The sequence below is a fragment of the Leisingera coralii genome (assembly GCF_049056525.1).
In the GTDB taxonomy this organism is placed as follows: domain Bacteria; phylum Pseudomonadota; class Alphaproteobacteria; order Rhodobacterales; family Rhodobacteraceae; genus Leisingera; species Leisingera coralii.
This window is the reverse complement of sequence record NZ_JBHUPT010000029.1, coordinates 53,503-79,248: the sequence shown is the minus strand read 5'-3', so window position 1 is coordinate 79,248 and position 25,746 is coordinate 53,503. Positions and strand designations below refer to the sequence as shown.

Genomic DNA, 25,746 nt, shown 5'->3' with positions numbered 1-25,746 from the left:
GCGCGGCGCACCGGTCAGCAAGGCTGACCGGATGTTTCGCGCGCGAAACATTGGGGCAGAACAGCTGACCTGTTGCGACGGGCGGGCGTTAGTGCGCAATGACGCCGCCGCCCCAGCGTCGCGCCATATCTGTTACCCCGGCAGATCCGCGGACAGGTCGCAGGACTGGATGAAAGCACTGCATTCGCCGGTCAGCGCCGCAAACCGGGAGCGTTCGCGCTGGTAGAGGTAGACCTCCCGTTTCTCGGGCAGGTCAGCGATGGCGCGGAAGGCGGTTGTTTCCGGCATGAAGCGGGCGACGGTCTGCGGCAGCACCGTCACCCATTTGCCGGTCCTGACCATGGTGATCAGCGAGTGGGTGTTGTGGATCGTCACATCAGCCGCGCTGCTGGCCTCGGCAAAGCGTTCATTGCGAATCAGATCGCACAGGGCGTTGCGCACAAACCCGGCGCCGGTGACATCTGCAATGACGGGCGGGCTGTCCTGCAGAATCAGCGGGTGGCTGGTGGAGCAAACCAGGCCAAAACGGTCCTCGAACAACGGCACCGCCTTGACGCCATTCAGCGGGTGATAGCCCGAAGCAATGCCGATATCCGCCTTGCCCTCGGCCAATGCGTCCAGAACCTGCTGGGTGTCTGTGTCGCGCAGTTCGACCTTCAAGCCTGGGTAGCGGGCGGTCATGTGTTCCAGCACCGCCGGGAACACCAGCGCTGCCACGGACGGCACCGAGACAATGCGGATCAGCCCGTGGATCGCCTCGGCCGCCATCTCGATGCTTTGCACCGTATGGTCGAACTGGCGAACCTGTTTCTGGGCCAGTTCAAAGACTTGCTCCCCCAGCGGCGACAGCTGGTTCTTGCGCTCCCCCTCAAACAGCTTCTTGCCCAGATGGTCCTCCATCTGCTTGAGCGTCATCGAGACGGCAGACTGGGTGCGGCCGAGCCGGCTTGCCGCCTCTGACAGGTTCCCCGTTTGCGCCACGGTGCAGAAGGCACGCAGCATTTCGATCTTCAGGGCCATGACTTCAGAATAGTTGAAATTGCGTTCAGTTTATTGAGTTTGACTGATGCTGGGGTCGAAGTCCATCCTGCCGTAAACCTGAATTTCAGCATCTGGGGCTTCTCCGTGACCAAACTGAACCTGATTGCCGGCGAATGGCTGGCGGGCGAAAGCGAAATCGAAAACCGCAACCCTTCGGATCTGAGCGATCTGGTTGGCATGTTTGCCCAGGCCAGCGCCGATCAGCTGGAGGCCACCCTGGACCAGGCGCAGAAGGCGCAGCGCGAATGGGCTGCCTACGGGCTGGAGCGCAAGCAGGCGGTGCTGATGAACATCGGCAATGAGCTGATGGCCCGCGCCGAGGAACTGGGCACGCTGCTGTCGCGCGAGGAAGGCAAGCCGCTGGCCGAGGGCAAGGGCGAAGTCTACCGGGCCGGCCAGTTCTTCACCTATTACGCGGCCGAATGCCTGCGCCAGATCGGCGAGAACGCCGACTCCGTGCGCCCCGACATCGAGGTGGACGTGCGCCGCGAAGCCGTTGGCGTGGTGGCGATCATCTCCCCCTGGAACTTCCCGACCGCAACCGCGTCCTGGAAAATCGCGCCGGCGCTCTGCTACGGCAATGCCGTGGTCTGGAAGCCCGCCAACATCACTCCGGCCTCGGCCGTCGCCCTGACCGAGATCATCGCGCGCCAGGACATCCCCAAGGGCCTGTTTTCGCTGGTCATGGGATCGGGCCGCTCGATCGGCCAGCGCCTGGTCGAAAGCCCCAAGGTGAACGCCATTTCCTTCACCGGCTCGGTGCCGGTGGGCAAGGGCATCGCCGCCGCCGCGATCCAGAACCTGACCAAGGTGCAGATGGAGATGGGCTCCAAGAACGCTCTGGCCGTCATGGATGACGCCGATCTGGATCTGGCGGTCACCCTGGCGCTGGGCGGCGCCTTTGGCGGCACCGGCCAGAAATGCACCGCTTCCTCCCGGCTCGTGGTCCACGCAGCCGTGCACGACGCCTTTGTTGAAAAACTGGTGGCGGGTGCGCAGGCGATGAAAGTGGGCCACGCGCTGGAAGCGGGCGTGCAGATGGGGCCGGTGGTCAGCGAGCAGCAGCTGAACGAAAACCTGGCCTATGTCGATCTGGGCACATCCGAAGGCGCTGAACTGGCCTGCGGTGGCCAGCGGCTGGAGATGCCGCACGAGGGATTCTACATGTCCCCCGGCGTGTTCCTGAACACCACCAACGATATGCGCATCAACCGCGAGGAAATGTTTGCGCCGCTGACCTCCGTCATCAAGGTCGGCAGCTATGACGAGGCGCTGGCGGTGGTGAACGACACCAACTTCGGCCTGACCTCGGGCATCGTCACCCAGTCGCTGGCCCGTGCCACCCATTTCCGCCGCAACGCGCGCACCGGTGTGGTCACCGTCAACCTGCCGACCGCAGGCACCGACTACCACGTGCCCTTCGGCGGCCGCGGCGACAGCTCCTATGGCCCGCGCGAGCAGGGCAAGGCGGCGGCGGAGTTCTATACCACCGTCAAGACTGCCTACATCAGCGCTGGCAAGCCGGTCTGATGCCCGCTGGCCGCCCGGCCTGAACTTTTCCGGCGAGACGCCGGATCCAGCGCCCGTCCTGCCCCCGCAAACACTTGGGACGGGCGCTGACCAGCAAAAATCGAGGTGCTTGAATGACCGGATACCGTATCGACTGCCTGCAATATGCCAACTGGTCGGAGAAGATCTTCCGCCAGCTGCGCGAGGGCGGCGTGGACGCGATCCATGTCACCATTGCCTATCACGAGAACTTCCGGGAGACGGTTCTCAACTTCGAGAAATGGAACCGCTGGTTCGAGCAGTACCCGGACCTGATCATGAAGGGGCAGTGGGCCTCTGACATCGATAAGGCCCGCGAAACCGGCCGCACCGCGGTGTTCTTCGGCTTCCAGAACCCCTCGCCGATGGAGGACGACATCGGCCTGGTGGAGATCCTGCACACTCTGGGCGCCCGTTTCATGCAGCTCACCTACAACAACCAGTCGCTGCTGGCCACGGGGTGTTACGAGGCCGAGGACATGGGGATCACCCGCATGGGCAAGCAGGTGATCAAGGAGATGAACCGGGTGGGTCTGGTCGTCGACATGAGCCACTCCGCCGACCGCTCCACCATCGAGGCGGCGGAGATTTCCACCCGCCCGATCGCCATCACCCACGCCAACCCGCATGAGTGGTCGCCCGCACTGCGCAACAAGAAGGACGACGTCATCCGCGCAGTCACCGGCCATGGCGGCATGCTGGGCTTCTCGGTCTATCCGCACCACCTGAAGGACAAGTCCAACTGCACCCTGCAAAGCTTCTGCGAGATGATTGCACGCACCGCCGAGAAATACGGGGTGGAGCATCTCGGCATCGGCACTGACCTCTGCCAGGACCAGCCCGACAGCGTGGTCGAGTGGATGCGCGTCGGCCGCTGGACCAAGGAAATCGACTACGGCGAAGGATCAGCCGCCGCGCCGGGCTTCCCGGCAATGCCCAGCTGGTTCAACGACAACCGCGACTTTGGAAACATCGAAGACGGCCTTCGCGCGACGGGCATGAACGATGACGAGGTCAGCGGCATCATGGGCGGGAACTGGTACCGGTTCTTTGCCGAAAACTTTGGCCCAAAGGGATAGGTCATGGAAACAACCGCGCAGACAACGATATCACGACGGGATCCGGCTCAGGTGATGCGCCTCAGCCGTCTTGGCTCCTTGCATCAGTGCCGCCTCAGCTTCATGCGGGTGCTGACACGGCGCATGGCCCGGGAAAACTGGAGCTTTGCGCGCCCCCAGTTCGATATCGACGGCAACGGTGTCGGTGTGGCGGTCTATACCGCCACCGGCCCTGCGCGGACTTATTCGCTGATTGCCTTCGCCCACGACCTGCCGCCGGAAATGCGTTCGGACCGGGTGATCGCCACTGCCTGGGACGCGACTTTCACCCTGTTTGACGGGGTGCCTACGGAGGCCGACATCGAGCGGCTGTCGAAGAACGTGCCGTATCAGGAGGCGGGCCGGGTCGACGAGAAATCCTTGTCTGTCTCCCGCGCCAACCGCTCGGTGCGCCTGTGGGCGCATTTTGTCGATGCGCTGTCACAGGGGCAGCAGCCGGACCCGGCGCAGGTGGACGCTGTCGGCTACCTGATGCGCACCACCGCTGTCTACGGCTCCGGCAAGCTGGGCGCTGCCGACCGGGAGGCCATCGCAGACCGCCCCGAACTCAACGCGCCGTTCCAGGCAGAGATGCTGTCCGTCTACCTGACCCGCGCCTTTGTCCGCGACTTGGTGGAGCATATGGCCCGCGCCAAGGGCGGCGAAAACGCCGTGCCGCTGGCGCCGGAAACCGCGCGGCGGCTAGGCATCGGCAACTCCACCGGCCTTGGCATGGCGCCTTACATTGTCAACCACCCGGTGCTGTTCAACAACTGGATCATGGCGCGGGAAGAGGCGATTGCCCGGGTGCGCTCGGTCGAAACCGCCTCGGCTGAGGAAGCCGCCTGCTTCCGCCGGATGCTGCGGCGGAGCGAACTGTCGGCCGCGCGCTGGCATTCGGAACACCCGGCGCAGATCGAGAAGCTGGCCAGCCTTCACAAAGATCTTGAGGCCCTGACCGCTTGGGTCGCGGCAGACGACCTGCTCAACGGCCATCCCTGGGACCGGCTGATCCGCTGGAGCGAGACCGCGTTGGGCCTGGAGGGGCAGGAACTCGCGGCCTCGCTGATCCTGGAGCCTTATGCGGAGCTGGTGGACGGGCTGTCTGACTGCATGGCCGACGCCAACAAGGACGCCTTCATCATCGATGGTGCAATGCCGGTTGCACAGGTGCGGGAGCTGATCGAGGACAGCTTTGCCTGGGCGCTGGATCTGGACTGGAGCGCGCGGGAAAACTGCGCGCGGGCCTGGTATGTCTCCGAGGAGAAGCTGGAGCCGCGCATGGGCGAGCGCTTTGACGAGCCTATCGCCAATTACGAGCAGCCGCTGGCGCCTGCCCGCGATGCCGCGGCAGCCCATGCGGCGCTGGCTGGCTGGGAAGCAGATGAGCCAATTGCAGCCTTCCTGCTGCGCCATCCCGAACATCGCCACACGGTGCGCCGGGCGCAGATGAGCCGGGTGGCGCCCTATGGCGAGATCCGCAGCAATACCATCAGCGACCGGGTGCTGCCGGTCGACATGCTGCGGGCCAAGCTGTCGTTCTTCGGGGCCACCCATTTCGACCCGCGCTCCGACCGCTGGGTGCGGATCTGCATGTATGCAGGCGCGCCTTATCCCGAAGACCTGACCACCGCAAATGCGGACCTGTGGGTGTACCCGGAGGCAGACAAATGAGCTATGCGCTGAACGAAGTGGAAGCCACCGCCAAACGCGCCGCTCGCGGGGCAGGCTATGATTGGGGGCTGGCCGAGGAAGCTGCAAAGGCCACCCGCTGGCTGTGTGCACAAGGGCTGGACGGTGCCGCGGTGCTGGCTGGCCTGCTGGAGGCCGGATACGCGGCGGAGCTGCAATCCCATGTGCCGCAAAGCCTGGAGGGCGACTGGCAGGCCGAGTCGCCGCTGTGCCCGCTGGCGACCGGCGCGGCGCTGTCGGACTGCGCCGGGCGGCTGCAAGTGCTAACCTTAGCAATTGGGCCGGTCTCCCGGCCTGCGATGATCCTGCCCTTCGCCGCGATGGCCGCTCGCCAGCTTGGTGCTTGCGTCACTGTGGAAGGAGAGGGCTTCCAGGCGGTCACCGATGGCATCGGCCTGCATTGCGAAGGCACTCTGCCGGAAACGGCGGCTCAGCTGACCATCCGCGCCGCGGGCAGCCTTGCAAAAGCAAGCCCAAGCTGTACCCGGGCCGAGCCGGAAGAGGCCGCCTGGGCCGTGCTCAACCGTTTTGCCCATAAAACCTACGCTCCGGCCACCGAGGAGTCGCGCCTGCTGGGCGCTGGCGCCGGGCTGTCGGACAACGACTGAAAAGGCTTCTTTATGACCGAAACCAAGATCCTGACCCTCTCCGAAATCGAGGACCTGTCCTTCCGCGCCCTGGTGGCGGCAGGCACCTCCGAGGCCAACGCCCGTCCGCTGGCGGTCGCCACCGCAGCCACTGAGGCCGACGGGGTGGCCAGCCACGGCCTCGCCTATATCCCGATCTATGCCGAGCATGTGCAGTGCGGCAAGGTGGACGGCAATGCCACGCCGGTGCTGACCCGCCCCCGGCCCGGCGTCGTCGCGGTGGACGCCGCCACCGGCTTTGCCCATCCCGCCATCGACGCAGGCTTTGAGGCGCTGATCCCGGCGGCGCGGGAGCAGGGCATCGCGGTTCTGGCGATCCGCAACAGCTACAACTGCGGTGTGCTCGGCTACCACACCGCCCGGCTGGCGCGCGCCGGGCTGGTGGGCTTGGGCTTTACCAATGCGCCGGCCTCAATCGCGCCCTCTGGCGGCAGCAAGCCGGTTGTCGGCACCAACCCGTTTTCGGTTGCCGTGCCGGGCGAGGATGGCGAGCCGGAACTGCTGATCGACCAGAGCGCCAGCACCATCGCCAAAAGCGAAGTGATGAAGCACGCCCGCGAAGGCAAGGAGATCCCGCTGGGCTGGGCGCTGGATGCCGACGGCAATCCGACCACCGACCCGGACGCGGGCCTCAAGGGCTCGATGGCGCCGTCGGGCGGCTACAAGGGCGTCGGCGTGGCGCTGCTGACCGAAATCATGGCCGCCGCGCTGACCGGTGCAACGCTCGGCATCAACGCCTCGCCGTTCTCCGGCACCGCGGGCGGGCCGCCGAAAACCGGCCAAATGTTTATCGCAATCGACCCCGCAGCGACCTCAAATGACACATTTCGTGCCGGAATGGTCGGAATCGTGGAAGCAGTGCGAGGGCAGCCTGGCGCACATGTGCCGGGCGACGGGCGCCGCGGCAAGCGGATCAAGGCCCGTGACCAAGGCGTCGCGGTCAGCGTGGCAACGCTGGACAGGATCAAAGCCCTCTTGGGCTGACGCCAACCCCCGGCGGGACCGCAACCCGCCGGATATTCCGCACCCCGGTGCGGCACGTGCGAAACGGGAGGAAACGCATGTCAATAAAGCAACCTTTTACGGATCTGGAGATCAAGACCTCCGACGATGGCTTCTATAAGGGGCACAGCGTCGAGATCGCCTTGCTCAGCAAGGGGATCATGGTCGCCCTGGTTCTCTGGGCCCTGGTCTGGCCCGCAAACGCCACCGGCGTGCTGGGCAGCCTGAACTGGCGGATCCTGGAGGATTTCAACGCCTTTTACATCATCATCGTCGGCTTCTTTGCCTTTTTCCTGTTTGTGGTCGCCGCATTGCCGCAAACCGGTAAGCGGATCATGGGAGCGCCGGGCGAGCAGAAGGAGTTCTCGGACTTCTCCTGGTTCTCGATGATGTTCGGCGCCGGTCTGGGCGTTGGCCTGATGGTCTTTGCCACCGCCGAGCCGCTGGGCCTCTGGGGCTCCAACCCGGTGGTGCTGTCGCAGGACGTTGCACCCAACACCGAGGAGTCGCTGCAGTCGGGCTTCCGCTACACGTTCCTGCACTACGGCTTTCATGCCTGGGCGATCTATGTGGTGACCGGCCTGTCGCTGGCTTACTACGCCTACACCCGCGGCATGCCGCTGACCATCCGCACCGCGCTGACGCCGCTGTTCGGCAAGCTGATGAACGGCTTCCTGGGCCACGTCGTTGACGTGCTGGGTGTTGTTGCCACCATTCTGGGCGTGTCGGTCACCATCGGCTTTGGCGTGTCGCAGTTCGTGGACGGCGTCTATGCCGTCACCGGCATGGAATGGATGATGGACATGAGCGGCGACGCTCCGGCACCGGGCACAGTTGGCCTGCTGGCCGGCCTGTTTGCGATTATGGGCCTGTCGATCATCTCCGCCGTGTCCGGCGTCGGCCGCGGTGTGAAGTATCTGTCGAACCTGAACCTGGTTCTGTCGATCATCCTGCTGCTGACCTTCGTGGTCTTCGGCTCCTTCATGTTCGCCATGACCACCTATGCCTCGGCCTTTGTGGACTACATCCTGCACTTCACCTCGCTGAGCTTTGGCGCCTTCGGCCCGCAGACCGCGGCTGAGTTCTCGGCGGCGCTGCCGGCTGAGGCAGCACCTTATGCCGATGCGTTGCGCGGCGGTGCCACCAACGCCTGGGGTTCGTTTGACGGCTTCAAGTCCGGTCTGGAAGGCGAAGCCGCTGCCCTGTCCGACGACGTTCTGTCGGCAGCCTATGCGGCAGGCGAGCCGCAGCGCCAGTTCGGCTGGCAGGCAGGCTGGACCACCTTCTACTGGGCCTGGTGGATCGCGTTCTCGCCCTTCGTGGGCCTGTTCCTGGCGCGCATTTCCCGCGGCCGCTCGGTGCGTGAATTCATCATCGGCTGCGTGTTCGCTCCGGCGCTGGTCTGCTTTGCCTGGATGACCATCCTGGGCGGCACTGCCATCGACCTGGAACTGAACGGCGCGGCAGAAGGTGCAATTATCGGCGCCTCGAACACCGCCAAGCTGTTCGTGACCCTGCAGAGCATGATCGACGGCGGCCTGCTGTCCGGCATCACCATCATGTGCGTGGTGCTGATCATGACCTTCCTGGTCACCTCGGCCGACTCCGGCATCCTGGTGATGAACACCATCATGTCCGGCGGCGACCAGAACATCGGCAACAAGCACAAGATCGTCTGGGGCCTGATCCTGACCGCGGTCATCGGCACCCTGCTGTTCGCGGGCAAGACCAATGGCGGGGCCGACCCGATGGAAGCGCTGAAGAGCGCGATGATCATCGGCGCGCTGCCCTTCACAATGGTCATGGGCCTGATGTGCGTTTCGCTGGCGAAGGCGCTGTTCCGGGACGGCCAGCGCGAGAAGGCCGCGGACCGCGCGCCTGCCGAGTAAAAACCTAAGCCACCTGCCAGGGTGGTGCAGGGGCCGGGGGGAGAAATCCCTCCGGCCCTTTTCAGTTCCGGCCGGTCAGGTCCTGCAGGGTGTCCGCCTCGCGCTTGAACCAGTCCAGCATCCGCGCCAGGGCGCCGCCGCTGGCGCCGGGAGCGCGGTGCTGCAGGAAATAGCTGTACGGCCGGTCCGAGACCGCAGGCCCCAGCCGCAGCACCTCGCCGCAGGCCAGCGCGTGATCGGCGATGCCGCTCCAGCCCAGCCCGATCCCCTCGCCGCGGCGCACCGACTGCAGCAGGAAGGGGTAGGCGTCGAATGCCGCCGCTGTGCCGAATTGTGGCGGCGGCAGGCCCGCGCGCTCAAACCAGCCTTCCCAGGTCAGAAAACCGGAGCTTCCGGTGTCAAAGTGCAAGAACAGCTCCGGCGGGATTAGCGCGATGTTGTCCGCCGCCTGCGGATAGGCCTCCAGAAACGCGGGGCTGCAGATCGGGAAGGTCTCTGCCGCGATCAGCGGGAAATAGGGCCGGTCCGGCATCCGCGCCGGATCCCAGACCACCGCCGCGTCCAGCCGGCTGAGGTCGATATCCCCCAGCTGATCCGTGGTCACAACCCGCACCCGGCCGCCATCCAGATGGGCGCGCAGGTCAGAATAGCGGGGCATCAGCCACTGATCGGCAAAGCCGAAGGTGCAGGCCAGCGTCACCTCGTTGGTTTCCGGCGCGGCCAGCACCTCGCTCCAGGCCTGATCCACATGGCCCAGCCCCAGCGCCACCGCGTCGGCCAGCCGGGTGGCATTGGCCGTTGGCGTGATCCGGTTGTTGTTGCGCTCAAACAGCGGCTGGCGCAGCCGCTCCTCCAGGGTCGTGATATGGCGGGACACCGCGGGCTGGCTCAGTCCCAGTTCAGCCGCCGCGCGGGACAGGCTGGCATGGCGCACCGCCACCTCCAGCACCAGGAGGGCATTCAGTGAGCCGGCGGTGGGGCGTATCGAGCGTTCCATAGGAAAATGTTAGGGAGTGCATGAGTTCTTGGCCAGTGGATAAAGGCCCGGGCAAAGATAATCTGTGGCGGACTGAGAACTGACCTGTAACAGACAGAGACCTCCCAAATGCCGCAGCGCCCCCTTTCCCATATTCGCGTTCTCGACTTCGGCCATTACCTGGCCGGCCCGCTGACCGGCATGATGCTGGCCGACATGGGGGCCGAGGTCATCCGCATCACCCCGCCTGGCGGCACCGGCTTTGACGGTCCGGCGTTTGACATGCTGTCGCGGGGCAAGCAGACGCTGGAGCTCGACCTTAAGACGGGCGAACGCCGCGCCACTGCCATAGAGCTTGCCAAACGCGCCGATGTGGTGATCGAGAACTTCCGGCCCGGGGTGATGGACCGTCTCGGCCTGGGTCCGGAGGTGCTGCGCGCTGCCAACAATCAGCTGGTTTATCTGTCGATGCCGGGCTTTGCCTCCACCGACACGGAGCTGGCAGAGCTGCCCGCCTGGGAAGCGGTGATCGCCGCCTATACCGGCCAGTTCACCGATATGGGCCTGAACCGCTGCCTGATGGGCATCAACCCGTCCTTCTCGCCGCTGACCCTGGCCTCGGCCTATGGCGCCAGCTTCGGCGCCATGTCGGTGCTGTTTGCCCTGAACGCCCGCGAGCAGAATGGCGGCGACCATATCGAGGTGCCGCTGGCCGCCGCGCTGCTGGAGGGGCTGGTCTATAACTGCGAGCAGATCGAGGACTACCCGGAGCGCTACAAGTCCCCGCGCGAGGTGGAACTGGACCGGCGCGCCGCCGAAGGGCTGCCGATGAACCTGAAGTTCGAGGAATTGTCCGAGTTCCTCGACCCGTTCTACCGCACCTACACCTGCGCCGACGGGCGCGGCTTCTACGTGGTGAGCGGCTCGGTCGCCACCCACCCGCGCCGGGTGCTGGAGACCTTGGGGCTGAAGGAGCTGGCGGACGAACTGCCGGACTTCTCCGCCTACCTCGACACCAAGGACTGGCCCGCCGAATGGTCGATGCGCAACTATCCGGTGGGGCCTTCCGACCGGGAACGGGTGTCTTCGGCGATGAAGGCGGCCTTTCTGACCAAACCCTCGCATGAGTGGGAGGAGCTGTTCGGCGCCGCCAAGGCGCCGGCCACGGCGCAGCGTTTCACACGGGAATGGCTGCACGACCCGCACGCCTTGGCGTCCGGGCTGATCCTGCAGGTCGAGGACGCCAGGCACGGGCTCATGCAGCAGATGGGCAATGTCGCCTGGCTGTCCGGTGACGAGGCGGCGGTGCGGAAATCCAGCGCGGTTGAAGCGGACCTGGCGGCGCTGCTGGCGGAGCCGGAACGCGGCGGCGCCGGAGGCCAGGCGGTCAAGGGCTGGCTCGACGGGCTGAAGGTGCTGGACCTCACCAATGTGATCGCTGGGCCGACCATCGGCTCGACCCTGGCACGCTACGGCGCAGAGGTGACCCTGGTGCAGCCCGTGGACCCTTCGGTGGACCCCTGGAACACCGTTGTCTTCGGCATCCACGCGCAGCGCGGCAAGGAGAGCATCCTGCTGAACCTGCGCAGTGATGAGGGGCAGGAGGCGCTGGCGCGGCTGATCGCCGAGGCCGATGTCATCACCATGAACGGCACCGACCAGCAGCGCGACCATCTGGGCCTGTCGCCGGAACGGCTGGCGCAGATCAACCCGCGCCTGATCCTGGTGCAGCTCGATGCGTTCGGCGGTCCGATGCGGGGCCCGAAATCCGATCACCTTGGCTATGACGATCTGGCCCAAGCGGCGACCGGCGTGATGCTGCGCTTTGGCGGCGGGATGGAGACGCCGGAAGAGCACGCCCATTTCGGAACCATCGACGTGCTGACCGGTTTCTGCGCCTGTGTGGCGCTGGGCGGTGCGCTGCTGCGGCTCCAAGAAACCGGCAAGGGCGGGGTGGCACGCGCCTCTCTTGCTGCGGCCGGCAACCTGATCCAGGCGCAGTTCATGTATGACCACGAGGGCCGGGCGCACTTTGACGAACCCTCTGGCCGCGCCGCGCTGGGGTGGGGACCGTTCTACCACTGCTACCAGGCCTCAGACTGCTGGTTCTTCTTCGCCGCCCCCACTGAGCGCGGCGCAGCGCTGGCGCGGGTGCCTGAACTGGCGGACCTGGCAGAGCTGCCGGAAGACCAGCTGCACGCGGCGCTGTCACAACGCTTCGCCCGCCAGCCGCTGTCTCATTGGCGCTCGGGTTTTGCCGGCACCTCGGCAACGGCGGTGCCGCTCTCCTCGCTGCATGAGACCCGCGACGCGGCGCTGCAGCTGGAGAGCGCAGGCAGTATAGACCTGACGCAGGCAACCTTCAGGGTGATCCGCCATGACCGGCACCCGATGGGCCGCTGGTGTGACCTGGTGGCGCCCAACGCGGTGCGCCCGCAGGCGGGGCGGATCGCAATCCCGGGACCAGCCCCGAAATACGGTGAACACACACGGGCGATCCTGGCGCGGCTCGGGTATTCTACCGAAGAAACCGATGCGATGATTGCCCGCGGTGCCGCTGGTGAGAGCTGGTCGGAGAAATACTTGCCGGAATGATCCGCGCAGCTGCCGCACTGGCGGTTCAGGGGCGCCCTTTCCGGGTGCCTCTTTGCCTTTGCTGAAAATGCATGGAAATGGAAAGTCATTGCCGCCAAAGGCGTAAAACCTCCGGTTTCTGGATTAATTTGTGAAATCGTAATATACTGCCCTCTCATGCCGATTGAACCTGCTTGCCGGGCTTGGGAGTGCCCGGGCAGCGGGGAAAGGGGGCGGGATGCTGATTGCGGTCGTGCTTGTGCTGATCGTGGCGGGATCTGTTGCGTTCCATCTGTACAGTCCGTGGTGGTGGACGCCGATCGCGTCGAATTGGGACTATATCGACAACACGCTGGTCATAACCTTCTGGATCACCGGCGCCGTGTTTGCCGCGGTGGTGCTGTTCACGGCCTATTGCGTCTGGAAATTCCGGCACCGGCCGGGGCACAAGGCGGAGTTCGATCCGGAAAACAAGCGCCTGGAATGGTGGCTGACCGCGGTGACCGCCGTTGGGGTGGCGGCGATGCTGGTGCCGGGGCTGTTCGTGTGGAAGCAGTTCGTCACAGTGCCCGAGGAAGCCAGCGAGCTTGAGGTTTTCGGCCAGCAGTGGAACTGGGCCTACCGGCTGCCGGGTGAGGACGGGGTGCTGGGCACCGCGGATGCGGAATGGGTGAGCGGCGAGAACCCTCTGGGCGTCAACCCGCATGACCGCTTTGGCAAGGATGACATCATCGTCGAGGGCGGCGAGATCTATCTGCCGGTGGACCAGCCGGTGAAGCTGCTGCTGCGCTCGATCGATGTTCTGCACAATTTCTACGTGCCCGAATTCCGCGCCAAGATGGACATGGTGCCCGGCATGGTCACCTACATCTGGTTCACCCCCACCCGTACCGGCAATTTCGAGGTGCTTTGCGCCGAATACTGCGGCACCGCGCACTCCTTCATGCGCGGCTATGTGACCGTGGTGGAGGCGGAGGAATACCAGGAATGGCTGCAGGAGCAGCTGACCTTTGAAGACTACGCCAATGCGGCGACTGAAACCGGGGTTGAGACCAGACTTGCAGAACGCTGAGGGCAGCGCCTGACCCTGGGTGGGTGCGTTAGCGCCCTCCCGTCATGCTGAAAGCGTGCCTCCGGCATGACGGGAGGGTCGGGCGCTGCCCGGCTTTCAGCCGGGGGAAACCCTTGAATGGAGTGGAGTCCAGTAATGACCGACACCTTGCCAGACCCGGACAGCAATCTGCCGCCGCGCGAAGTTGCCGATGTGATGCCGCCGCATGCGCACAGCTGGATCGGCAAGTATGTCTTCTCGCAGGACGCCAAATACATCGCCATCCAGTATTCCGGCACCGCCGTCGCGATCGGCCTGGTGGCCCTGGTGATGTCCTGGCTGATGCGGCTGCAACTGGGCTTTCCCGGCACTTTCGACTTCATCACACCCGAGGCCTATTACCAGTTCGTCACCATGCACGGGATGATCATGGTGATCTACCTGCTGACCGCGATCTTCCTGGGCGGCTTCGGCAATTACCTGATCCCGCTGATGGTCGGCGCCCGCGACATGGTGTTCCCCTTCGTCAACATGCTCAGCTACTGGGTCTACCTGCTGGCGGTGCTGGTGCTGGTCGCCAGCTTCTTTGTTCCCGGCGGGCCAACCGGCGCGGGCTGGACGCTGTACCCGCCGCAAGCGGTGCTGTCGGGTACGCCGGGCGGCGCGCAAAGCGGCATCATCCTGATGCTGGTCTCGCTGATCCTGTTCATCATCGGCTTCACCATGGGCGGGCTGAACTATGCGGTGACCGTGCTGCAGGCCCGCACCCGCGGCATGACGATGATGCGGCTGCCGCTGACGGTCTGGGGCATCTTCACCGCCACGGTGATGGCGCTGCTGGCCTTCCCGGCGCTGTTCGTGGCCTGCGTGATGATGCTGTTTGACCGGCTCCTGGGCACGTCGTTCTTCATGCCCGCGCTGGTGGAGCTGGGGGAAAAGCTCAGCTATGGCGGCGGCAGCCCGATTGCCTTCCAGCACCTGTTCTGGTTCTTCGGCCACCCCGAGGTCTATATCGTGGCGCTGCCGGCCTTCGGCATCGTTTCCGACCTTATCGCGGTGCACGCGCGCAAGAATGTGTTCGGCTACCGGATGATGGTCTGGGCCATCGTCATCATCGGCGCGCTGAGCTTCATCGTCTGGGCGCATCACATGTATGTCTCGGGCATGCACCCCTGGTTCGGCTTCTTCTTTGCCACCACCACGCTGATCATCGCCATCCCGACCGCGATCAAGGTCTATAACTGGATCCTCACCCTGTGGAAGGGCGACATTCACCTGACCCTGCCGATGCTGTTTGCGCTGGGCTTTATCGTGACATTTGTGAACGGCGGGCTGACCGGGCTGTTCCTGGGCAATGTGGTGGTCGATGTGCCGCTCAGCGACACCATGTTCGTGGTGGCGCATTTCCACATGGTGATGGGGGTGGCGCCGATCATGGTGATCTTCGGGGCGATCTATCACTGGTACCCCAAGATGACCGGGCGGATGCTGAACGAGGCGATGGGCCAGATCCACTTCTGGGTCACCTTCATCGGCGCCTATGCGGTGTTCTTCCCGATGCATTATGTCGGCCTCGTCGGCGTGCCGCGCCGCTATTTCGAGATCGGCGAGCCGGAGTTTCTCACCGCGCCGGTGGATGGACTCAATGCCTTCATCTCGTCCTCTGCGCTGATTGTCGGCGCGGTGCAGGTGCTGTTCCTGTTCAACATCTTCTGGAGCCTGCGCCACGGGCGCGAAGCAGGCGGCAATCCATGGCGCGCCACCTCGCTGGAGTGGCAGACGCCCGAGACGCCGCCGCGGCATGGCAACTGGGGGGATGAGCTGCCCAATGTCTACCGCTGGGCCTATGACTACAGCGTGCCCGGCGCCCCCAAGGACTATGTCGCCCAGAACGATCCCTGGGTGCCTGACGGCGAGGGGAGGCGGCTGTGACGGTCATCCTTGCCTTCCTGGCGCTGGTCGCGCTGGCCGCGGGCCTGTGGCTGTCGCAGCAGCACCTGGCCTCCAAACCCTGGCTGGAGACCGGCATTGCCCCCCTGGCGGGGCATGGTCCCGGACGCGCGCCGGGGTTTATCTTCATCGCGGTTTTCCTGGCGGTGGTCGGCGGGCTGTTTGCCATGCTGGGCAGCGCCTTTGTCATGCAGATCGAGGAAACCCCGTGGGAACTGGTGCCGCTGCCCGGGCGGGTCTGGCTGAACACCGGGCTGCTGCTGCTGGCCAGTTTCTTTCTGCAGTTCGTGGTGATTTCGGCACGGGCGGGCACCACGCGCTGGCTGCGCGCCAGCCTGATCGCCGCCAGCATTGCCACGCTCGCCTTTCTGGCGGGACAGGCGCAGGTGTGGATTGCGCTGACCGCGGATGGCTATCCGCTGGACGGCACCCCGGCGGCGAGCTTTTTCTACCTGATTACCGGCCTGCACGGGCTGCATGTGCTGGGCGGCATCATCGCGCTGGCGGCGGTCTGCCTGCGCCACGCCGGGGCAGGGGACGTCAAGGCGCTGCTGCCAGGGGTGCGGCTCTGCGCGCTGTACTGGCACGCGCTGCTGGCGTTCTGGCTGATGCTGTTTGCGCTGCTGCAGGGCTGGGGCAACGCCTTTCTGGCGCTGTGCCGCGCGGCCGTAAGTTGAGGAGGGAGACTGATGGAACATCCGCTTCAAGGCCAGGACCAGACATTGCTGCAACAGGGGCACAGCGGCTTTGCCGCCGACTGGGGCTCGGACCAGCGGGTGTTCAAGAAGGTCTCCTGGGGCAAGGCGATGATGTGGATCCTGCTGCTCAGCGACACCTTCATCTTTGCCTGCTTCCTCGTCGCCTATCTGACCGCCCGCAGCTCCACCACCGTGGAATGGCCCAACGCCAGTGAGGTCTTTGCCCTGCATATCGGCGGCCAGGACCTGCCGCTGATCCTGATTGCCATCATGACCTTTGTGCTGATCTCCTCCTCCGGCACCATGGCGATGGCGGTGAACTGCGCCTACCGCAAGGCGCGCAAGGCGACCGCCCTGCTGATGCTGGCCACCGCCGCGCTGGGCGCCACATTTGTGGGCATGCAGGCGTTTGAGTGGACCAAGCTGATTTCCGAAGGCGTGCGCCCCTGGGGCAACCCCTGGGGGGCTGAGCAGTTCGGCGCCAGCTTCTTCATGATCACCGGCTTTCACGGCACCCATGTGACCATCGGGGTGATCTTCCTGATCATCGTCGCCCTCAAGGTCTGGCGAGGAGAATTCGATAGGGACCAGCGCAGCTGGATGTCGGCGGGCAACGGCGATTACGAGGCGGTCGAGATCATGGGGCTTTACTGGCACTTCGTCGACCTGGTCTGGGTCTTCATCTTTGCATTCTTCTATCTGTGGTAGGGGGCCGCCATGACAGATTCACCGCAAGCAATGGATACGACCGGCATGGCACATGAAGAGGGGCAGCAGCATCCGATCAAGCTCTATTTCGTGGTCTGGGTTTTGCTGTTCATCCTCAGTGCCGGCTCCTACTGGGTGGATTACGCGCAGCTGCAGGGGCTGCTGCGCTGGAGCCTGATCCTGATCTTCATGGTGCTGAAGGCAGGACTGATCATTGCCGTCTTCATGCATATGGCCTGGGAGCGGCTGGCGCTGATCTATGCGATCCTGCTGCCGCCGCTGGCGCTGATCGGGCTGCTCGCGATCCTGATCATCGAGTCGGATTACACCTCCGGCACAAGGGTGATTGAGCTGGGGCAGGGGGCAGCTGCGCTTGAGTAACTACCGTTCCGCCCGGCCGCAGGCCGGGCAGCGCCCGACCCTCCCCACGGGAGGGCGCTTTCGCACCCACCCAGGGTCAGGCGCTGCCCTTCGCTCTTTGCTCATTTCAGCAGCAAAACTGGCGCCCCAGTTTCCCGGAGCGCCTCTGTTCTCAATTTCCGCAGCGATTACGCCGCCAGATCGAACCGATCGGCGTTCATAACCTTGACCCAGGCCGCAACAAAGTCCTGCACAAACACTTCCTTGGAGTCGTCCTGCGCATAGACCTCGGCCAGCGCCCGCAGCTGCGAGTTGGAGCCGAACACCAGATCGGCGCGGGTGCCGGTCCATTTCACCTCGCCGCTGGCACGGTCGCGGCCCTCATAGGTGCCGTCGCCGGCCGGTTGCCACTGCACGCCCATGTCCAGGATGTTGGTGAAGAAATCAGTGCTGAGCGTGCCAGCCCGATCCGTGAACACCCCGTGCGCAGAGCCGCCGTGGTTGGCGCCCAGCACCCGCAGACCGCCGATCAGCGCCGTCATTTCCGGCGCGCTGAGGGTCAAGAGCTGTGCCCGGTCCACCAGCATCTTCTCGGCCGGAATGCTGTAGTCCGCCTTCTGGTAGTTGCGGAAGCCATCGGCTTCCGGCTCCAGCACGGCAAAGCCTTCGACGTCGGTCTGCTCCTGGCTGGCATCGGTGCGGCCCGGGGTGAAGGGCACCTCAACCGGGTGGCCTGCTGCCTTCGCAGCCTCTTCCACCGCGGCGCCGCCTGCCAGCACGATCAGATCGGCCATCGAGATCTTCTTGCCGCCGGATGCGCTGCTGTTGAAATCGCTCTGGATGCCCTCCAGAACCTTCAGCACCTTTGCCAGCTTCTCGGGCTCATTCACCTCCCAGTCCTTCTGCGGCGCCAGGCGGATGCGTGCACCGTTGGCGCCGCCGCGCATGTCTGAGCCGCGGAAGGTCGAGGCCGAAGCCCAGGCGGTGGAGACCAGCTCCGGCACCGAAAGCCCGGAGGCCAGCACCTTGGCCTTGAGGCCGGCGGCGTCGTTGGCATCGACCAGCGCGTGGTCTACAGCAGGCACCGGGTCCTGCCAGATCAGGTCCTCGGCCGGGACCTCATCGCCCAGATAGCGCGACTTGGGGCCCATGTCGCGGTGGCACAGCTTGAACCAGGCGCGGGCAAAGGCGTCGGCGAATTTCTCCGGGTTGGCGTGGAAATCGCGCGAGATCTTCTCGTAGTCCGGATCCATCCGCATCGACATGTCGGCGGTGGTCATCATCGGCGCGTGCGTCTTGCCGGGATCATGGGCGTCCACGACCATATGCTCGGGCTTCACGTCCTGCGCCTGCCACTGGTTTGCACCGGCCGGGCTTTTGACCAGTTTCCACTCATAGCCGAACAGCACGTCGAAGTAACCCATGTCCCAATTGGTCGGGTTGGGTTTCCAGGCGCCCTCGATGCCGGAGGTGGTGGTGTCGGCGGCGTTCCCGGTGCCGTGCGAATTCAGCCAGCCAAACCCCATATGCTCGATTTCCGCGGCTTCAGGTTCAGCGCTGACCAGCTCGGGGTCGCCTGCGCCGTGCGCTTTGCCGAAAGTATGGCCGCCCGCGACCAGCGCCACGGTTTCCTCGTCATTCATGCCCATGCGGGTGAAGGTCTCGCGCACATCCTTGCCCGAGGCGACCGGGTCCGGGTTGCCGTCCGGGCCTTCCGGGTTCACGTAGATCAGCCCCATCTGCACCGCTGCCAGCGGGTTGGCCAGGTCGCGCTCGCCGGAATAGCGGCTGTTGGGCTGGTCGCTGGTGGCCAGCCACTCGGTCTCCGAGCCCCAATAGACGTCTTCCTCCGGTTCCCACACGTCTTCGCGGCCGCCGCCAAAGCCGAACACCGGGCCGCCCATCGATTCAATGGCGCAGTTGCCCGCCAGGATCATCAGATCCCCCCAGGAGATCCGGTTGCCGTATTTCTGCTTGATCGGCCACAAGAGGCGGCGCGCCTTGTCGAGGTTGCCGTTGTCCGGCCAGCTGTTCAGCGGCGCAAAGCGCTGGTTGCCGGTGCCGCCGCCGCCGCGGCCGTCCGCCGTGCGGTAGGTGCCGGCACTGTGCCAGGCCATGCGGATGAACAGCGGCCCGTAATGGCCATAGTCCGCAGGCCACCAGTCCTGGCTGTCGGTCATCAGGGCGTAGAGATCCTGCTTCACCGCCTTCAGGTCCAGCTTCTTGAACTCTTCGGCATAGTTGAAATCAGCCCCCATCGGGTTCGACTTGGGGGAATGCTGGTGCAGGACCTTCAGATTGAGCAGATTCGGCCACCAATGCTTGTTGGTGGTGCCGCCGGATGCGGCAGCGCCATGAAACACCGGGCATTTTCCTTGGGGGGTATTTCCGTCCATTTTTGTCTCCGATCGTGGCTGCAGTTATTATCGTGCTACGTGACAGAAGCGCCCCGCGGCCTGTGCGGCAGCTCATCGCTTGAGCGCAGCCCTGACCCCGCCTCGAGAATGCAAGCGCGGCAAAGCTGCTGCCGGTTCTCCCTGTCTTCGTGAAATGAGGCTAGCAGAGGAAATCCATTGGATTAAGTTGCATTTATTCATCGCAGTGATAATCAAAACCTATGATAAACGTGACCCTCCGCCAGATGCGCTATTTCGAGGCGCTGGCCCAGCACCGCCATTTTGGCCGCGCGGCAGAGACCTGCGCGGTGTCTCAGCCGGCTTTGTCGGTTCAGATCAAGGAATTGGAGGAAGCGCTGGGGGTGCAGCTGGTGGAGCGCGGGGCGCGCCAGGTGCGCTTGACCAGCTTTGGCGAGGATCTCGCCCTAAGGGTGCGCGGCATCCTGCGTTCGGTGGATGAGCTGGGCGAGCTGGCCCGCGCCTCGCGCGAGGGGCTGGCCGGACGGCTGCGGATCGGGGTGATTCCCACCATCGCGCCCTATCTGCTGCCCTCGATTGTCGGCACGCTGACCCGGCAGTATCCGGAGGCCGACATTCGGGTGCGTGAAACCGTGACCCCCAAACTGCTGAAGGAACTGGGGGAGGGGCGTCTGGACACCGCCATCGTGGCGCTGCCGGTCTCGGAGCCGGCGTTTGAGGAAGTGCCGCTGTTTTCCGAGGACTTCGTGCTGGTGCGCCCGGGCGAGGACAGCGGCAAGCCGGTGCCGGGGCCGGAGGGGTTGCGCGAAATGCGGCTCCTGCTGCTGGAGGAGGGGCACTGCTTCCGCGATCAGGCGCTGTCGTTCTGCAACATGCAGTCGGCAGCCCCGCGCGAGCTGCTGGACGGAAGCTCCCTGTCGACCCTGGTTCAGATGGTCAGCGCGGGCATCGGCGTGACACTTATTCCCGAGATGGCGGTCCCGGTTGAAACCCGCTCGGCGGTGGTCTCGGTGGCGCGCTTCCGCGACCCGCAGCCCGCGCGCACCATCGGAATGATCTGGCGCCGCAGCAACCCGCTGGCGCGGCAGCTGACGCAGGTGGCCGATGTGGTGCGCCAGGCTGCCGATGCCTTGCGGGCCAGCTACAGCCCGATGATCTGAGGCAAGGGTTTGTTCTGCCTTCGTGAACAATCTCCGGTTGCGCCACCTGTTGATTGAGTGACGCCAGGGCAGCTGCAACCGCATGAAGATTGGTGCGTAAAGGGCACGCTCACAAGCATTTTAACGGCTCTGTTGTTTCCGGTTTCAGGAGGCTTTGTTAACTTATCGTTAATAATAATGAACTGAAGCAGGCATACAGGCAGATGAAAACGGGCTTTCGTGGCACGTTTGTCGTTTCCTGGTCGCAAACCGAAATCGACGGCCTTATGGCCGCACCGGTTGACGCTCTGAATGTGGGGGCGGCTTGGTCCTGGCACGGCGATGCTGTGCGGGTGGACGGGCCGGCAGGGCTGTTGCGGCTGGATATGGCAGACGGCGAGGCAGAATTGCGCCGCCGGGCGGCACGCTCGGTGCGCAGGCTGGTTGGGGCTGCGGTGCAGAACCGGACCGATGTCGATGCGGTCGAGGTCGACGAGCCGCTGATGGACAGCAGCTTTGTCGTGACCAACGGCGTGCAGAGTTTCACCGTCACCCTGATCGAAGTCGGGCCGGGCCAGCGCCCGCTCTTGATGTTCGTGGATGAGCTGCCGCCGCGCGGTACCGACCTCTGGGTGGTGCACCATGCGCTGGGCAGCGCCTGCGGGCAGCGGCCCCAGGGCGAATCCGGGGTGATCTGCTTTACCCCTGGAACGCTGATTGCCACCCCTAGCGGCCCCAAGCGGGTCGAGCAGCTGCGCGAAGGCGAAAAGGTCCAGACCCGCGACAACGGCGCCCAGGAGATCCTGTGGATCGGGTCGCGCCGGATCAGCGGTGCGCGGTTGTACGTGATGCCGCGGCTGCGCCCGGTCCGCATTCATGCGGGCGCCCTGGGCATCGACCGCCCGGAACGGGAGCTGCTGGTCTCCCCCGATCACCGGATGCTGCTGCGCGGCGGCCGGGTGCGGGACCTGTTCAACACGCCCGAGGTTCTGGTCGCCGCCAGCGATCTGGTCAACGGCAGCACGATCCTGCCCGATGCCTCGGTACGCGAAGTTACCTATATCCACCTGATGCTGGCCAATCATCAGGTGCTCTGGGCCAACGGGGTGGAGACCGAAAGCTTTCATCCCTCCAACGCCTCGCTCACCACGCTGAGTGACTCCGACCGGGCGCGCCTGTTCCGCCTGCAGCCGGAGCTGGACCGCAACCCGCTGTCCTACGGCGCCTATGCCCGCCGCAATCTCAGCGCCTCCGAGGCGGCGATTCTCGGCCACGAGGCCGCCTGAGCCTTTACGCAGCCGGGCCAAGGCGCTATCTGGCGGCTTGGCCTTGGCCGCGCGTGCAGATTTTCGCCTCAAACACGCCACAGCCATGTTGACTCTGCCCCATCCCCCTATATAAGCGCGGCTTCATTGGTGTTGGTGGCCCCCGCAAGGGGATGCCTGTCATGGGGGAGACCTCAAGAGGACAACGCCCTTCGAAACCATATACGAAGGAGATCAGCCGTGACCAAACGCACGTCTGCCAAGTACAAAATCGACCGCCGCATGGGCGAAAACATCTGGGGCCGCCCGAAGTCCCCGGTCAACCGCCGCGACTACGGCCCGGGCCAGCACGGCCAGCGCCGCAAGGGCAAGCTGTCCGACTTCGGCATCCAGCTGCGCGCCAAGCAGAAGCTGAAAGGCTACTACGGCGACCTGACCGAAAAGCAGTTCCGCCGCATCTACGGCGAAGCCGAGCGTGTGAAGGGCGACACCGGTGAAAACCTGATCGGCCTGCTGGAGCGCCGCCTGGACGCCGTCGTCTACCGCGCCAAGTTCGTGGCAACCGTCTTTGCAGCCCGCCAGTTCGTGAACCACGGCCACGTGACCGTAAACGGCAAGCGCGTGAACATCCCCTCCTACCGTGTGAAAGAGGGTGACGTGATCGAGGTCCGCGACAAGTCCAAGCAGATGGTTGCGCTTCTGGAAGCCACCCAGCTGGCTGAGCGCGACGTGCCGGATTACATCGAAGCCGACCACTCCAAGATGACCGCAACCTTCGTGCGCACCCCCGCTCTGGGCGACGTGCCGTACCCGGTTGTGATGGAACCGAACCTGGTCGTCGAATTCTACGCCAAGAACTAAGCCTGCTGCCCTTGGGGCATCTGGCGGAAGGGCTGTCCTTTGGGGCAGCCCTTTTTCTTTGGCGCTGACGCCTTGCCGGAGCGGCAGTGACGAAAGCTGTGGTCCGGCGGCCATATTCTCACTATCCTGTCTCTAAAACGACAGGGAGTGACCAATGAAGATCATGATGAAGGCAGCGGCCGTGGCCGCGTTCACTGTTCTGGCAGCAGCGGCAGGTGCCGCGCCGATGAAACTCACACCTGCAAACCCGCAGCCCTCCGGCGTCAAACCCGGCCTCGCGGTGGTCTACGCCTACCCGCAGGACGTGAAAACACTGGCAGAAGCTTCCTCGGCGCTGAAGGTCGGCAGCGAGCGGGGCCGCCCCATTGCCGGTCTGGACAACCGCGACACCGAAGAGGGGCAGAACACGCTGACCTCCAAGCGTCCGATGCATGTCGTGGCACGGATCACCGGATATGTGAAATTCGACCAGCCCGGCGTCCACAATATCGATTTCCTGACCAATGACGGGCTGCGTGCCAATATCGGCGGTCAGATCGTGGGCGAATTCGACGGCCGCCAGTCCTGCGACAGTACCATAATGACCCAGGTCGAGGTGCCCTCCGCCGGCTGGTACCCGGTCGATATCCTGTATTTCCAGCGCCTTGGCACCGCTTGCCTGCACATGCGCATGGGGCCGGACGGCAAACGCCCGAAATGGATGAAGAACAGCGCCTTCGGTCACTGACCAAAAGGGCCTTCTTCTGGCCGGAAGTATCCCGGGGGAAGCCCGCAGGGCTGGGGGCAGAGTCCCCGCTCCATCCTTTTCTAAAGCGGCAGCGGGCGGCCTTCGGCGATGGCTTCCATCGCGAAATAGGAGGTCACGCTGTCCAGCTCGACGCCTGAGATCAGCCGCTGATAGACCTTGTCGTAGCTGGCCATGTCCTGCGTCACCACCTTCAGTTGATAATCGTAGTCGCCGCCGATGCGGTGGAAATCCACCACCTCGGGGATGGTCAGCACATGACGGCGGAATTTCTGCAGCCAGTCGGCTGAGTGGTGCCGGGTGCGCAGCAGCACAAAAACCACCAGATCCAGCCCCAGCTGCTTGCGGTCCAGCCGCGCGGTGGAGCCTTTCAGCAGCCCACTCTCGTTCAGCGCCTTCAGCCGCCGCCAGCAGGCGTTTTGCGACAGGCCTACCTTGTCTGCCAGCTCCCGCTGGGACAGGCTGGCATCCTGTTGCAGCGCCCGCAGGATGGCGCGGTCAATTTGATCGGGTAGTTTGCTCATTGATGGATCATATGACACAAAAAATGTGCAATCCACTCAGTAATTGATAAAGTTATCTCGCCGATTACCGTTCATGATGCCCCAACATATTTCGGAGGCGCGACATGACCCTGGCAGCATTCAAAGAAACGGTCCGGCAGGCCGCACAGGACGGAACCCTTGGCCGCAGCGTGATCGGCGACGGAGTGATGATCCCCGGCCTCGATGGCGAGGTGCCGCTGGTCTATGCGGATTACGTTGCCTCCGGCCGGGCGCTGCGCCAGGTGGAGGATTTCGTGGCCGCCCAGGTGCTGCCCTTCTACGCCAACTCCCATACTGAGGCGTCCTACTGCGGCACCCAGATGACCCGCCTGCGCCGGGAGGCGCGCAGCGAGATTGCCCGCATCACTGGCGCCACCGCGGAGGATGCGGTGATCTTCACAGGCTCGGGTGCAACTGCGGGCCTCAACCGGCTGGTCAGCCTGTTCGGCGTGAATGAGGCCATCCGCCCGGTTGTTTTCATCGGCCCCTATGAGCACCACTCCAACATCCTGCCCTGGCGGGAGAGCAAGGCCGAGGTCGTTGAGATCCCCGAGGCGGAGGAGGGCGGACCGGATCTGGCAGTGCTGGAGCTGGCGCTGAAGCAGCACGCGGGCAGCGATCTGAAAATCGGCAGCTTCTCCGCTGCCTCCAACGTGACCGGCATCGTGACCGATCCTGATCCGATCAGCCGCCTGCTGCACGCGCACGGCGCGCTGGCGGTCTGGGACTATGCCGGCGGCGGCCCCTATCTGCCGGTCGACATGGGTGAGGGCGGCGCGGCGCGCAAGGACGCCGTGGTGATCTCGCCGCACAAGTTCCCGGGCGGCCCCGGCGCCTCGGGCGTGCTGATCGTCAACGCAGCCGCGGTGCGCCGCCGCTGCCCCTCCTGGCCGGGAGGGGGAACGGTCAGCTTTGTTTCCCCTTGGCGGCATGAATACAGCCGGGACCTGGCGTCCCGCGAGGAGGCCGGGACCCCGAATGTGATCGGCGACATCCGCGCAGCCCTGGCGTTTCTGGTCAAGGAGGCCGTGGGCCAGGAGCAGATCGAGGCGCGCGAAGCGCAGTTCGCGCAGATGGCCTGGGACGGCTGGTCCGCCAATCCGCGGCTGCGCATCCTCGGCCACCGCGAGGCGCACCGGCTGCCGATCTTCTCCTTCCTGGTGACAGACGAGGCAGGCAAGCCGGTGCATCAGCAGCTGTTCACCCGCATGCTGAGCGACGTCTACGGCATCCAGGCCCGCGGCGGCTGCGCCTGCGCCGGCCCCTATGCGCACCGGCTGCTGGGCATCAGCGAGCCGGAGTCGGAAACCCTGTTCGCCGACCTGCAGGCAGGGCAGGAGATGAAGAAACCCGGCTGGGTGCGGCTCAACTTCTCCTACCTGATGGAAGAGCAGACCGCGCAGTACATCATCGGCTGCGTCAATGATCTGACGTTGCGGGCGGAGGAGATTGCGGCCCGGTACAATGCGGATCCGGCAACGGCACGGTTCAAGGCGCTGGTGGCCTAGGCCCGGCCCTGACGGGTGCTTCCCAAGCAGGGGAAGCACCTCACATGCTTGTGATATGTAGGTAGCGGACCCCTG

At 64.8% G+C, this 25,746-nt stretch carries 21 protein-coding genes; 17 read left to right on the top strand and 4 right to left on the bottom strand.

All coding sequences use genetic code 11. The features are described 5' to 3' along the window. Positions 1-132: 132 nt before the first annotated feature. A complete protein-coding gene (locus ACFMBG_RS11170; RefSeq protein ID WP_421054771.1) occupies positions 133-1,020 on the bottom strand; it encodes a LysR family transcriptional regulator in 888 nt (295 codons plus the stop codon). Between the two features lie 105 nt (positions 1,021-1,125). Between ACFMBG_RS11170 and ACFMBG_RS11165 the strand changes: the two genes are divergently transcribed. The 6 genes from ACFMBG_RS11165 (at position 1,126) to ACFMBG_RS11140 (ending at position 8,916) form a co-directional block, all read left to right on the top strand. Next, positions 1,126-2,571, top strand: a complete 1,446-nt coding sequence (locus ACFMBG_RS11165) for an aldehyde dehydrogenase family protein (RefSeq protein WP_421054770.1) — start codon at positions 1,126-1,128, stop codon at positions 2,569-2,571. A gap of 113 nt (positions 2,572-2,684) precedes the next feature. Continuing rightward, positions 2,685-3,668: a membrane dipeptidase gene (locus ACFMBG_RS11160; protein WP_421054769.1), complete on the top strand. Its 984-nt coding sequence runs from the start codon at positions 2,685-2,687 to the stop codon at positions 3,666-3,668. Positions 3,669-3,671: 3 nt separating this feature from the next. Further along, entirely contained in the window at positions 3,672-5,360 is a 1,689-nt protein-coding gene (locus tag ACFMBG_RS11155) for a hypothetical protein (RefSeq protein WP_421054768.1), read from the top strand. Further along, entirely contained in the window at positions 5,357-5,986 is a 630-nt protein-coding gene (locus ACFMBG_RS11150) for a DUF3726 domain-containing protein (protein ID WP_421054767.1), read from the top strand. Before ACFMBG_RS11155 ends, ACFMBG_RS11150 begins: the two co-directional genes overlap by 4 nt. 12 nt (positions 5,987-5,998) lie before the next feature. Further along, the gene (locus tag ACFMBG_RS11145; RefSeq protein WP_421054766.1) at positions 5,999-7,009 is read left to right on the top strand and encodes an Ldh family oxidoreductase; all 1,011 of its coding nucleotides are present in this window, start codon (positions 5,999-6,001) and stop codon (positions 7,007-7,009) included. Between the two features lie 77 nt (positions 7,010-7,086). Continuing rightward, a complete protein-coding gene (locus ACFMBG_RS11140) occupies positions 7,087-8,916 on the top strand; it encodes a BCCT family transporter (protein ID WP_421054765.1) in 1,830 nt (609 codons plus the stop codon). A 61-nt stretch (positions 8,917-8,977) separates the two neighbouring features. Here the strand turns inward: ACFMBG_RS11140 and ACFMBG_RS11135 are convergent, their stop codons facing one another. Beyond that, complete coding sequence (locus ACFMBG_RS11135; protein WP_421054764.1) at positions 8,978-9,913, bottom strand: LysR family transcriptional regulator; 936 nt, start codon at positions 9,911-9,913, stop codon at positions 8,978-8,980. A 108-nt stretch (positions 9,914-10,021) separates the two neighbouring features. Here ACFMBG_RS11135 and ACFMBG_RS11130 point away from each other — a divergent pair, with 108 nt between their 5' ends. From ACFMBG_RS11130 to ACFMBG_RS11105, 6 genes are all read left to right on the top strand, one after another. Further along, on the top strand, positions 10,022-12,487 hold the full coding sequence (locus tag ACFMBG_RS11130) for a CoA transferase (RefSeq protein WP_421054763.1): 2,466 nt from the start codon (positions 10,022-10,024) through the stop codon (positions 12,485-12,487). A gap of 217 nt (positions 12,488-12,704) precedes the next feature. Next, positions 12,705-13,538, top strand: a complete 834-nt coding sequence (locus ACFMBG_RS11125) for a cytochrome c oxidase subunit II (RefSeq protein ID WP_421054762.1) — start codon at positions 12,705-12,707, stop codon at positions 13,536-13,538. 135 nt (positions 13,539-13,673) lie between these two features. Continuing rightward, positions 13,674-15,449, top strand: coding sequence for a cbb3-type cytochrome c oxidase subunit I (locus ACFMBG_RS11120; protein WP_421054761.1), 1,776 nt, complete (start codon positions 13,674-13,676; stop codon positions 15,447-15,449). Then, positions 15,446-16,144: a cytochrome c oxidase subunit 3 gene (locus ACFMBG_RS11115; protein WP_421054760.1), complete on the top strand. Its 699-nt coding sequence runs from the start codon at positions 15,446-15,448 to the stop codon at positions 16,142-16,144. The genes ACFMBG_RS11120 and ACFMBG_RS11115 overlap by 4 nt, the downstream gene beginning before the upstream one ends. 12 nt (positions 16,145-16,156) lie before the next feature. Next, positions 16,157-16,873 (top strand): heme-copper oxidase subunit III family protein, encoded by a 717-nt coding sequence (locus tag ACFMBG_RS11110; RefSeq protein WP_421054759.1) that lies wholly within the window; start codon positions 16,157-16,159, stop codon positions 16,871-16,873. Positions 16,874-16,882: 9 nt separating this feature from the next. Further along, complete coding sequence (locus tag ACFMBG_RS11105) at positions 16,883-17,254, top strand: cytochrome C oxidase subunit IV family protein (RefSeq protein WP_421054758.1); 372 nt, start codon at positions 16,883-16,885, stop codon at positions 17,252-17,254. Positions 17,255-17,421: 167 nt separating this feature from the next. On the opposite strand, the gene katG is transcribed toward ACFMBG_RS11105, so the two are convergent. Then, the gene (gene katG / locus ACFMBG_RS11100) at positions 17,422-19,629 is read right to left on the bottom strand and encodes a catalase/peroxidase HPI (RefSeq protein WP_421054757.1); all 2,208 of its coding nucleotides are present in this window, start codon (positions 19,627-19,629) and stop codon (positions 17,422-17,424) included. A 221-nt stretch (positions 19,630-19,850) separates the two neighbouring features. Between katG and ACFMBG_RS11095 the strand changes: the two genes are divergently transcribed. The 4 genes from ACFMBG_RS11095 to ACFMBG_RS11080 all read left to right on the top strand — a co-directional run bounded on the left by ACFMBG_RS11095 (position 19,851) and on the right by ACFMBG_RS11080 (position 23,600). Further along, entirely contained in the window at positions 19,851-20,768 is a 918-nt protein-coding gene (locus ACFMBG_RS11095; RefSeq protein ID WP_421054756.1) for a LysR substrate-binding domain-containing protein, read from the top strand. 203 nt (positions 20,769-20,971) lie between these two features. Next, the gene (locus ACFMBG_RS11090) at positions 20,972-22,033 is read left to right on the top strand and encodes a Hint domain-containing protein (protein WP_421054755.1); all 1,062 of its coding nucleotides are present in this window, start codon (positions 20,972-20,974) and stop codon (positions 22,031-22,033) included. A 219-nt stretch (positions 22,034-22,252) separates the two neighbouring features. Continuing rightward, entirely contained in the window at positions 22,253-22,873 is a 621-nt protein-coding gene (gene rpsD / locus ACFMBG_RS11085) for a 30S ribosomal protein S4 (protein ID WP_421054754.1), read from the top strand. A gap of 154 nt (positions 22,874-23,027) precedes the next feature. After that, positions 23,028-23,600, top strand: a complete 573-nt coding sequence (locus tag ACFMBG_RS11080; protein WP_421054753.1) for a PA14 domain-containing protein — start codon at positions 23,028-23,030, stop codon at positions 23,598-23,600. Positions 23,601-23,680: 80 nt separating this feature from the next. On the opposite strand, the gene ACFMBG_RS11075 is transcribed toward ACFMBG_RS11080, so the two are convergent. Beyond that, complete coding sequence (locus ACFMBG_RS11075; protein ID WP_421054752.1) at positions 23,681-24,142, bottom strand: Lrp/AsnC family transcriptional regulator; 462 nt, start codon at positions 24,140-24,142, stop codon at positions 23,681-23,683. A gap of 104 nt (positions 24,143-24,246) precedes the next feature. On the opposite strand from ACFMBG_RS11075, the gene ACFMBG_RS11070 reads away from it, so the two are divergent. Further along, positions 24,247-25,671 (top strand): aminotransferase class V-fold PLP-dependent enzyme, encoded by a 1,425-nt coding sequence (locus ACFMBG_RS11070; RefSeq protein WP_421054751.1) that lies wholly within the window; start codon positions 24,247-24,249, stop codon positions 25,669-25,671. Positions 25,672-25,746: the final 75 nt, after the last annotated feature.